Here is an 11,191-nt window from a genome sequence, read left to right on the forward strand (position 1 = left end):
AATCCTTAATCAGTCGGGTGTGATAATCTGTGTCCAACTTTATGGGTTCACTTCACTGCCTTCTGCTTTTTTGTTATTATTTGAATAATTCTTCCTGATGGGATGCAAAAACATATTCATCAATCGTATTTTTGATACGGTCTTTGATCAATGCTTCCGGATCATTTTCTAAAATACCTTCACGTACTTTTGTATACTGAATTGGCATAAACTGTGATAAAGCGGCGAGAGAGATACCTTCTTTACGCAGATTAGCAATCAATTTATCTTTCGCTGCTGCAACCTTAGGATTTGGCATATAATAACGGCTGCGATCAGAGAAACTGAATTTACGTTTGAACCATAATGCGTTATCATCTCCATGATAATGTTTGCACCAGTTCTTAGGTTCTTCTAACATAGCTTCTTCCAAAACATCAATAAAATGTGATTTTTCATCATCTCTGCCATGGAACTGCATATCTTCCATATATGCTAATGCAAACAATGCTTCACGCATGCCATAGGTCATTCCTGGACCTACCTTCAAGATGCCAACACCATCTTCTACAAGTTCGCGTAGTTTGTATTTTGTCTGATAATCGGTAGAATGTCCTTCAAATACCAGATTAGGGAAATCTTTAATGCTTGCCATTAAATCTTTTGCTTTCTCGCGATCATATTCCGTACATCCGGCATCTTTTTCTTCTACACCTGGTTGAACAACCACGGCGATGACATCCTTCCAGATATCGTCCAATCCTTCTTTTTTGAATGCTGCTTCAAATGCTGCAACCGTTGCCTTGAAATCTTCAACTCGTGTTACCTGCATGCCGGCATCTGCTTCCTGAGCACCGCCAGGAATAGGTACTTCACTACCTACGATATAGACAGGACGAACAGCATCAGGATTGGTTTTTAAAACTTCCTGGTAAGTATCTTCACATACACGTGCAAGTTCAGCACCGCGGCGAGCGATGGTTTCATCACTTAAGCGAACATTTGGATCATCGTCTGCTACCTTCATGCTGGTATCGATATGAATCTTAGTGAATCCGGCAGCGACATAGCAACGAACCAATTCACGAGCCATTGCCATGGCTTCTTTTTCTGGCTTAGAAGCAAAGGTCAATGGTCCTAAATGATCTCCGCCCAAGAATACACGATCTTTTGCCAAGCCTACTTTATCAGCTTTCTCCATAACGAAGTTCATGAAGTCAATAGGCTTCATTCCTGTATAACCACCATTTTGATCTACTTGATTTGCGGTAGCTTCAATCAGCACACAGGAATCATCACGTTTTGCAGCCTCTAAAGCAGCTTCAATGACATAATCATTCGCACTGCAGCAAGAATAAATTCCTACCGGCTGACCATTTTTCTGTTTTACTACAATTTGTTTTAATGGATTTGCGTTTGGCATTATAAAACCCTCCTTATCTAATTCAAATTATAACACGAATAAAAAGAAAGTAAACGGATACATATCGGCTTGCTAGTTTGTATAAAAGTTTTATTCAAAAATGCAAATTTCATGAATACAATGAAGTAGATGCATCTTGCAAAGCCTGTTATGTCAGATATTGTCGAGAAATCACTAGTTTTGTAAAGACTATGAAAAGGCATTGTATTCAATAGAATTCCTTGCTATACTATGGGCTAATGCAAGAATGTGATTCATTTGTGATTTGAGGTGTTTTGTGTGAATAAAAAAGAACTGGCAATCTTACAAAATATACAGCATTTGATACAGCAGTTGGATTGTGGAGCAGATGATGAGGAACAAAAACCAAACGTAAGCAGTTTCGCCAATCGAATGCTTGCTTTAAGTAAGATTACATGCTGGCGATATGAACCTATGAGTAATATGTTATTTTTTACAGATGAGAAAGGGTCTAAAAAGCATCCAAGTGGATGCTCTCTTACCCTTTTCCTTAAGGAGTTGAATAGAAAAGACCGTCAAAATATGCTAGATGCCTTTCATCGATTGTTAACAGAAAGTTGTGATGAAATAACCTTTACTTTTGCTAAGCCTTTTAAAAATGGTCAGCATTGGTATGAAGTACATGCCTGTCGTTATGAAAAATGTATCATAGGGACGATGTGTTTATTACGTCATGAAGATGAACAAGCTCAAAAAGCGTTGCAGGATAAACAAAAATTCGAACTGTTAATGAGCATTGCCAATGTTTTTGTATGGGAGTATGACGTAGGAAAAAAGGTGTTTTCTGCGAATGAGTCACTTTGCCAAAAACTTGGTGTTCCGCATAAAACCTTTCCAATCAAAGAGTTAAAAAAGGTCTTAAAAATTGAACGTCTAGACGACTTTTTAAAAAATATACATGAAAAACCACAGCAAGATCACAGCGTCATTCATATCACCAATCCTTATGGGGATATGCAGTTTATCTTTGAGACCAGTTTTAATTCTATTATTGATAATGAGGGAAAATGTATTCTGGTTTTGGGAACCTTGCATGATATAACAGAACAGGAAATCTTAAAAGATAAGGCTAGTCGTGATGATCTGACAGGGTGTTTTAATCGGGGAAGTGCCGATGTAACACTTTTAAATACCTTTAAACGTTTTCAAGAAACGAGGGAACAATATATGATCATCTTTTTCGATATTGATAAGTTTAAAGAATATAATGATACCTTTGGACATGATGCCGGTGATTATGTCTTAAAACGTTTTAGTTTGTTGATCATGCAGGAAATTAGAAGCAGTGATCGATTGTTCCGATGGGGTGGAGATGAATTTTTATTACTATGCAGTGGCATTGCAAAAGAAAATATGTATACGTATATTGATCGCTTGCGCAGAGTGATTGCCTGTGCACAGTTCACATATAGTGGTAAGAAGTTTCGCGTTACCACAAGTATTGGCGCAGCGTATTATTATGCCAATGATACGACTTATCAAGATGCGATGAAGCGGGCAGATCGCAGTGTGTATAAATCGAAGCTAGCAGGACGTAATAATGCCTGTATGCTGTTGAAATAGTAGTATAGTATGTTTAGTTGGATATGCTTTTTTAAAGCAGGTCTTTCATGTCCAAGGGCATTTCACAGGTTACTTGTATATTCTTATTTGTGAATGGATGCTGTAAGGTCAACAATGAGGCATGAAGAGCTAGACGATGAATTTTATCAGATGGTGTACCATATAAAGAATCGCTCAACAAAGGGTGTTTTAAGGCAGCCAAATGTACACGTATCTGATGGGTGCGACCAGTAAACAAACGTGCATGTATCCAGGAATAGGCTCCATAATTTTTTTGTAAAGTAATCGTTGTTTTGGCATGTTTTCCTGTTGCGGATACGCGCATTTTTCGGGCATCATGACGATCTCTGGCGATGGGATAGGTGATCGTTTGTTTTTTCTGATGGATGCTGCCTTCCACAATAGCTTCATATTCACGTTGTATCTGTTTTTCTTTCATCATATGATCCAATAATGGTTGAAAGAAAGGTATTTTACAAAACAGAACGATTCCACTTGTCTCTTTATCTAAGCGATGTAAGGGACGAACGGGTGCAGTGATTCCTTGCATCAAATAATACCCTTGTACACGATTGCATAAGGTATGTGATGTATCTACACCATCGCTATGTACCAAAAGATGACTTGGCTTATTTACAGCTAATAATAATTCATCTTCATAACAAATCGAAAGCTCTGTAAAGTCTGGCGGTATCGAGGACAAAGTCTCATCAGGTAAGTGAATCTGTACTTCATCATTTTTGGTAATCGATTGATTTTGTTTGCATAAGTAGCCATTGAGATATAATTGCTTGTTTTGATATAAGAGATAACGCGCTTTTTTTGACTGATGCAGATCTTGTAATAGTGTATCTATATCACTATCCTGTTCGCTTTGGATTTGTATACTATGATACTTCATTGTGATCTTCATTTAGATTACTCCTATCTTTTTGAAAGTAGCGTATCATGAATTAGGAAAAATGAAAAGAGTAAATACTTTATTTAAACGATTGTCCTTAAAGAAACAAACACCATCTTCATCATTCAAAAAATTTTTAGTGCATATCATTTTTCATTTTAAAAGGACGATGGTATACTGACAACGTATTAAGGAAATACTGACAACGTAAGATTATAAACAACGATAAAACAGGAGGAAATGAAAATGAAATTATTAAAATGTGCAGTATGCGGCAATATTGTCGAAGTAGTAGAAGATAAAGGCGTTCCAATCATGTGCTGTGGTCAGCAGATGCAAGAATTAAAAGCCAATACAACAGATGGAGCTTTAGAGAAACATGTACCTGTAGCTGAAATTGTTGATGGTAATTTACATGTGAAAGTCGGCTCTATGGAACATCCTATGTTAGCTGAACACTTCATTACAATGATCTTAGTAGAATTTGGTGATAACTTGTATCGAGTAAACTTAAAGCCAGGTGAAAAACCAGAAGCCGTTTTTGCTTTAGGTGATTATAAAGGCAAAATCCATGTTTACGAATATTGTAATCTGCATGGCTTATGGAAAACAGACCTTGAGGCATAATTAACGAAAAAGGAAGATAGGAAAGAAATGGACTATGGGACATAGTCTTTTTCTTTATGCTCTTGCATTCACTTTCTCACCTGCGATACAATACACTTGTATTGACAGGAGGAATATGAATATGGGCTATAAGCTGGAAATCTGCTGTGGCAGTTATGAAGATGTATGTGCGGCTCAACGCGGTGGTGCCGATCGTGCTGAATTAAATTCGGCTTTACATATGGGAGGATTAACCCCTTCACTGGCATCTTTAATCATGGCTAAACGTGATTGCCAAATCCCAATCATTGCCATGGTAAGAGGACGTGGAGCAGGTTTTTGTTATAATGAAACAGAGAAAAAAGTTATGTTAGAAGATGCAGCCCTTTTATTGGAACATGGGGCGGATGGCTTGGCTTTTGGTTATTTAAAGGAAGATGCAACTATCGATGAAGAAGCTGTTCGTATCATGTGTGATTTGATCCATTCCTATGGCAAATGTGCGGTTTTTCATCGAGCCTTTGATTGTGTGAAAGATATGGATGGGGCTATGGAGAAATTGATATCTTTAGGGGTGGATCGCGTATTGACTAGTGGAGGACAGCCGAATGTAGAAAAAGGAAGTGAGATGCTGGCCCATCTACAAAAAACCTATGGTTCTCAGATGGAAATCTTGGCAGGCTGCGGAGTTAATGAAATGAATGCCAAAGATCTGATTGAGATAACGAAGGTTCAGCAGCTGCACTCTTCTTGCAAGGTATGGAAAAATGATCCTACAACTATCGGCAAGCAGGTGAGCTATGCCTATGCTGCAGCACCTCATGAAATGGCTTATGATGTGGTTAGTGAAGAACGTGTACGCGCTTTGCGAAAAGCCATGATGTAAAGGCATACATAAATTTCTTATAAAATAGTCAAAGCTATAGAAGTGATGAGATGTTGAGGTGTATAATAAGAAAAAAGGAGAAGGATAAACATGGAAAATTTTACGTATACAATACCTACGACCATTTATTTTGGTAAAGGACAGGTGAAACAAATCGGTGATATTGTTTCACAGTATGGAAAGCGTGTATTGCTGGTATATGGTGGCGGCAGTATTAAGCGCAATGGTATTTATGATGATGTTACAGCTATTTTTAAAGAAAACGGAATTACGTATTTTGAATTAGCAGGAGTAGAACCTAATCCACGTATTACAACCGTACGTAAGGGTGTAGAAATATGCCGTAAGGAAAATATTGAAGTCGTATTGCCAATCGGTGGAGGTTCTACGATTGATTGTGCAAAGGTCATTGCTGCAGCAACAAGCTATAGCGGTGATGCTTGGGATATTGTTTTAGATCCAAGCAAAGTTGTCAGTGTCTTACCAATTGTTAGCATTCTAACATTAGCTGCTACCGGCTCTGAGATGGATACCTTTGCCGTCATTAGCGATATGGACAGCAATGATAAGATTGGTACTTCTCATGAAGATATGCGTCCGAAAGCATCTATTCTAGATCCAACCTATACCTTTAGTGTTCCGGCTTATCAAACAGCTGCCGGAACAGCTGATATCATGTCACATATCATGGAATGCTATTTCTCAAATGTGCAAGGATATATGCAGGATCGTATGGCGGAAGGTTTGTTAAAGACCTGTATTGAATTTGGTGTGAAGGCAATCGCTAAACCTGATGATTATGAAGCCAGAGCGAACTTGATGTGGGCAAGCAGTTGGGCAATTAACAATTTCATCAAGCTGGGCAAGGCTGTTGAATGGAGCGTACATCCTATGGAACACCAGTTGAGTGCTTACTACGATATTACGCATGGCGTAGGGTTAGCTATTTTGACACCACATTGGATGGAACATGTATTGAATGATAATACTGTAGAAAAGTTTAAAGAATTCGGTGTCAACGTTTGGAACCTGTCAAAGGATGAAGATGCTTATACGATTGCTCATCAGGCAATTCAAAAAACCAGAGAATATTTTGTAGCTATGGGCATTCCTACAACATTGCGCGAAGTTGGCATTGTGGATGATCGCTACTTTGATGTAATGGCAGAGAAAGCATGTGCTGGATTAGAAGCTGCTTTTGTACCATTAACCAAAGAGGATGTTAAAGCTATTTATCAAAAAGCACTTTAAAAAAGAAACAGTAAAATGGCAAGCATAAAAAAGGTCAGAACTTCTGACCTTTTTGCGACTTTTGATAGTTTATTTCTCTGTACGATAATAATGAACCAGAGCCTGTGTACCATTGTTTCCTTCGGTTTTTGCTAATTCTTCATACATCTCACATACTGTATTCAGCATTGGTAAATTAACTTTGCCAGCCATTTCTTCTTGAACGATATGCATGTCTTTAATGAAATGATGGATATAAAAACCAGGAGCAAAATCCTTTCGCAAGACACGTGGTGCGGTATTGGCGATTTGCCAACTTCCAGCAGCGCCACCCTTGATTGCTTCTAACATGGTTTCTACATCCAAATGATTTTGTTCAGCATAAACAATAGCTTCACTCATGGCTGCGACTGCACCAGCAACAGCGATTTGATTGCAGGCTTTTGTATGCTGACCACTACCAGCCTCTCCCATATAATGCAAACTATTGCCAAGTAGGGATAAAACTGGCGTAACTGTTTCAAATATTTTTTTATCTCCACCAACCATGATAGATAAAGTGGCAGCTTTTGCTCCACTATCTCCACCGGAAACAGGAGCATCCAAGATATCTAAACCATGGTTCTTAGCTTCTTTGTAGAGCTGTTGTGCAAGCTTTGGAGAACTGGTTGTAAAATCAATCAAGATAGTACCAGCTTGTACTGCCGAAAAGATTTTTTGATAAACCTCCGCAACATCTTTTGGATAGCCAACCATGGTACACACAAGCTCTGCATCGCTCACACATTCTTCAATGCTGTCACAAACCTTTACACCATCCTTGGCTAGATCCAATGCTTTCGCTTTGGTACGATTGTATGCAGAAACACTATGTCCGCCATGCACAAGGTGCAGCAGCATGCTTTTTCCCATGACTCCGGTACCAATCCAAGCAATTTTCATATAATCACCTTCCTTGCTTCTTATTATAACGTATCAGCTTTTGAAAGCAAAGATGCGAATACTTGCACATCATAAAAACAACATCTGCAGCATATAAAAGGACAAGCAGGAAAAAAGGGCTTGCAGCAAACGGAACAATAAAAATTTGCCATAGGATAGAGGAACATGCTCAACCATAGAAAAAATCTGCATATGGACGCAGAAACCGCCAAAGGACAATAGCACACAGAGCAGCAGTTGGATTAGTATGGGAGCATAAGGAAGACTTTGGAGTAAGACAGCTCCACTGGAAAATTCAGCACTGATACGCAAAGGCAGTGCAACAGCTTCGGGTAAAAAGGAGAGCAGCACCCCGCTGATGCTTAGAAATAACATGAGGTAGCCACCAATCATATATAAGGACAGACCGCTTTCTTTGACAGCTATAGACAACTGTTTCATCATGGGCTGTGCAGCACTAGGGGACAAGGCTGCCTGAACACTTTGCTTACGGGTAAAAAACAATAAAAAAAGGCCAGCGAATAACTGTGCTGCATAAAGTAAAATACCGATCTTTACCGAATGATAAAATACTACACCACAAGTCATAATGACAAAACCAGGAGTTGCAAAACAGCAGGTATATAACAAACGCTGTGCCTGTGGTAAGGATAACGTATGCTCGTGATATGCTTCATCAATTAACAGTGAGCCGGTGGGAAAACCTAGCAGCATTGTACAAAGAACCAGCTGTACACCGGCTTTGTTCATGTTCAGCAAAGTCGGAAGAAAAGGCAGTGGAACTAAAGCAAAGGCATGTGTGTGATATAAAAATTTCACCAGTACCATTGTAACAAACATCGAGGGAACCAACTTTTCAAACCAGATCGTCAATCCTTGTTGTGCATATTGCAGGGTCAAGGAGCCAAAGCAAAGTGTGATAAGGAAACTAAATAAGAGGAAGGGAAGCAGGAGTTTCTTCATGTACATCACCTATTCTATCGTATGATGTTCATGAAAAAAACATGAGGGAAACAACGTTAGATACAAATCGCAATTACCACATGCTCTTTTGCAGGAAACCTTTAGGAAATAAGAAGGGGACTTTGCGTTTTTCATAAAATATGGTAAACTATAAACTCAGAAAACAAAAAGGGTGATATGATGATAGCATTATTAGCAAAAAAAATGATACCAGATCATGAGAATATCGAAAATGAAAAGGTTCGTCGTGCCTATGGAAATCTAACAAGCACGGTAGGCATCGCCAATAATATTCTTTTATTTGTCTTTAAGTTTATCGCCGGTACTTTAGCACATAGTGTTTCTATCACAGCCGATGCAATCAACAACCTGTCGGATGCCGGAAGCTCTGTGATTTCTTTGATTAGTTTTAAGTTATCCAGCAAACCGGCTGATGAGAAACATCCTTTTGGGCATGCACGCTATGAGTGTATTGCCAGCATGGTGGTGGCTTGTCTGATTTTATTGTTGGGCTTTGAATTAATTAAAACAAGTTTAGATAAGATTTTACATCCGGAAGCAGTCGTCTTTTCCTGGCTGTCTTTAGTTATCTTGGTGTTTTCCATCTCGGTGAAACTGTGGATGTATTCCTATAATAAAAAATATGGCAGATTGCTGCAATCTAGCATCATGGAAGCTACAGCAGCTGACAGTATCAGTGATGTTATGGCAACCGGAGCGGTTTTATTATCTTCTATTATTTCTCCTTTGATCCATTTTAACCTGGATGGTTATATGGGCATAATCGTTGCCTTTTTCATTCTATTTGCCGGAACCGGTATTATTAAACAGGCTCTTGATGAATTGTTAGGCCAGGCCCCTAGTGAAGATTTGGTAGAAAAGATTCAGCAAAAGATTATGAGTTATGAGGGCGTATTAGGTATGCATGATTTGATGATCCATGACTATGGCTCACATAACACTTTTGCCAGTGCTCATGTAGAGGTGGATTGTAAAGTAGATGTCTTAAAGTCCCATGATATGATTGATAACATCGAGCGTGATTTTAAAGACAATATGGGATTGGAAATGGTATTGCATATGGATCCCATCAATATTGATGATCCTTTAACGAATGAATTGCGTGATTACATTCGTACATCTGTAAAGGAGATACATGAAGATCTAACCATCCATGATTTCCGCATCGTACCTGGAGAAACCCACACCAATTTAATTTTTGATGTTGTTGTACCTTTCCATGTGAAGATGAGCAACCAGACCATCTTAGATATGTTATCGGAAAAAGTAAGTGCGAAAGGGCATACCTATTATTTGGTTGTGACCTTTGATCGTGCCTATACCAGTCAATCGAAAACAGAGGCTGCCCAAGAATAGTTGTCAGAAAGTGGTACAGCTAGAAAGCAATTGTTAGAAAATATCCATTTAAAAAAAACCAGTCAGAACTTTCAGTGAAAGTAAAGGCTGGTTTTGTTTCTTTTAATTTAACGTTTCATCATAATAAAGCTAAGATGTCTGCCACAGTCATGATCTCTGCGATAGCTGAACAGCGCTTCATTTGGCTGAAAGGTATCGTTTTTATTTACCGTTATTTGTTCTTCGGGAACACCTAGCTGTAACAGCATGGCTTTATTTAATCCTTTGTTGTTTACCAATGCCTTGCCATTTTGCAAATAGGTGATATAAGCGGATGTATCAAAGCTCATCTGCTGCACTTTTTCAATGACATCTTGACCTACCTCAAAGCTATGATAGTTAATGGCAGGACCGATGTAGGCATGCAGATGGGCAGGCTGTACCCCTTCCTGTGCGAGCAAATAGGCAACACTTTTTCGTGTGATTTCTTTTACGGTACCTTGCCATCCACTATGAATCGCCGCAATTAGGTGGGTGAATGGATCATACAACAGCACCGGTACACAGTCGGCATGAAAAACACCAAGGGCAATATGACTTTCTTTTGTATATAAAGCATCACAATCCGCAATACCATCCACATAAAGCAAGCTGCCCTTTCCTGCATCTGCCTTTGTTACTTCATGCATATGATCACTATGGGTCTGCTGTGCAAATACCCATTGATTTAGAGAAATATCAAGATCCTCGCTTAATCCTTGGCGATTCGCAATTACATCAGTCAGGTTTCCTCCCACATGTAAAGCCATATTGTTGTCTTCTTTTACTTGAACATCACGCAGCGTTGTTCCAGCTACGATATCTTCATTATCTTTCCATATTATTTTATTCATAATAACCTTCTCTTTCTTCTCTATAGTATACGATTTTGATAAGAAAACTTTCTTATTTTCATAATAGAATTACATACAGCGAAAGTATAGCATGCTTTTTTTAAAATGCAAACGCCTTTGCCTCTAAGAAAGGAGGCATATGGCAAAGGATTTTTAGGAAATTAGCACTAAAGTGTTGTTATTACAGCGTAGCTTTTGTCTTAGTTCATAGAGTGCCGTAAAGTGCCTATTTACAGGCTTTTCACGGGTTTTATGAATTTATCACATTTCATCAAAAATCGTCAATATACAAAAATTTGGTGTCAAAATTGGTGTCAAATAACCTTGATTTGAGATTTTGATGAGTAACACATCAGTAAAAAAATTGAATATTTTATAGACTATGGAACGCCTAAAATGACGTTCCTTTTCTATTTCCAGCCGTTCTT

Annotated in this window: 10 protein-coding genes; 5 read left to right on the forward strand and 5 right to left on the reverse strand. The window is 38.6% G+C overall.

Translation table 11 applies throughout. The features are described 5' to 3' along the window. Positions 1-76: 76 nt before the first annotated feature. Complete coding sequence (locus tag AC1VS3_RS11605; protein ID WP_120136558.1) at positions 77-1,402, reverse strand: class II D-tagatose-bisphosphate aldolase, non-catalytic subunit; 1,326 nt, start codon at positions 1,400-1,402, stop codon at positions 77-79. 279 nt (positions 1,403-1,681) lie between these two features. Between AC1VS3_RS11605 and AC1VS3_RS11610 the strand changes: the two genes are divergently transcribed. Next, positions 1,682-2,986: a sensor domain-containing diguanylate cyclase gene (locus AC1VS3_RS11610; RefSeq protein ID WP_196029960.1), complete on the forward strand. Its 1,305-nt coding sequence runs from the start codon at positions 1,682-1,684 to the stop codon at positions 2,984-2,986. 31 nt (positions 2,987-3,017) lie between these two features. Here AC1VS3_RS11610 and AC1VS3_RS11615 read toward each other — a convergent pair whose 3' ends face one another. Beyond that, the gene (locus AC1VS3_RS11615) at positions 3,018-3,899 is read right to left on the reverse strand and encodes an RluA family pseudouridine synthase (RefSeq protein WP_120136559.1); all 882 of its coding nucleotides are present in this window, start codon (positions 3,897-3,899) and stop codon (positions 3,018-3,020) included. A 234-nt stretch (positions 3,900-4,133) separates the two neighbouring features. Between AC1VS3_RS11615 and AC1VS3_RS11620 the strand changes: the two genes are divergently transcribed. The 3 genes from AC1VS3_RS11620 (at position 4,134) to AC1VS3_RS11630 (ending at position 6,630) form a co-directional block, all read left to right on the forward strand. Next, complete coding sequence (locus AC1VS3_RS11620; RefSeq protein ID WP_008689034.1) at positions 4,134-4,514, forward strand: desulfoferrodoxin family protein; 381 nt, start codon at positions 4,134-4,136, stop codon at positions 4,512-4,514. Positions 4,515-4,635: 121 nt separating this feature from the next. Next, on the forward strand, positions 4,636-5,379 hold the full coding sequence (locus tag AC1VS3_RS11625) for a copper homeostasis protein CutC (protein WP_020991168.1): 744 nt from the start codon (positions 4,636-4,638) through the stop codon (positions 5,377-5,379). A 90-nt stretch (positions 5,380-5,469) separates the two neighbouring features. Then, the gene (locus AC1VS3_RS11630; protein ID WP_120136560.1) at positions 5,470-6,630 is read left to right on the forward strand and encodes an iron-containing alcohol dehydrogenase; all 1,161 of its coding nucleotides are present in this window, start codon (positions 5,470-5,472) and stop codon (positions 6,628-6,630) included. 69 nt (positions 6,631-6,699) lie between these two features. Here AC1VS3_RS11630 and AC1VS3_RS11635 read toward each other — a convergent pair whose 3' ends face one another. Both AC1VS3_RS11635 and AC1VS3_RS11640 read right to left on the reverse strand, forming a co-directional pair. Continuing rightward, a complete protein-coding gene (locus AC1VS3_RS11635) occupies positions 6,700-7,551 on the reverse strand; it encodes an NAD(P)-dependent oxidoreductase (RefSeq protein ID WP_331866878.1) in 852 nt (283 codons plus the stop codon). A 69-nt stretch (positions 7,552-7,620) separates the two neighbouring features. Next, entirely contained in the window at positions 7,621-8,514 is an 894-nt protein-coding gene (locus tag AC1VS3_RS11640) for a membrane protein (protein WP_008689030.1), read from the reverse strand. Between the two features lie 177 nt (positions 8,515-8,691). On the opposite strand from AC1VS3_RS11640, the gene AC1VS3_RS11645 reads away from it, so the two are divergent. After that, complete coding sequence (locus AC1VS3_RS11645; protein WP_008689029.1) at positions 8,692-9,891, forward strand: cation diffusion facilitator family transporter; 1,200 nt, start codon at positions 8,692-8,694, stop codon at positions 9,889-9,891. A 107-nt stretch (positions 9,892-9,998) separates the two neighbouring features. Here AC1VS3_RS11645 and pgeF read toward each other — a convergent pair whose 3' ends face one another. Continuing rightward, positions 9,999-10,763: a peptidoglycan editing factor PgeF gene (pgeF, locus tag AC1VS3_RS11650; protein ID WP_331866877.1), complete on the reverse strand. Its 765-nt coding sequence runs from the start codon at positions 10,761-10,763 to the stop codon at positions 9,999-10,001. Positions 10,764-11,191: the final 428 nt, after the last annotated feature.

It is taken from the genome of Longicatena sp., assembly GCF_982403165.1.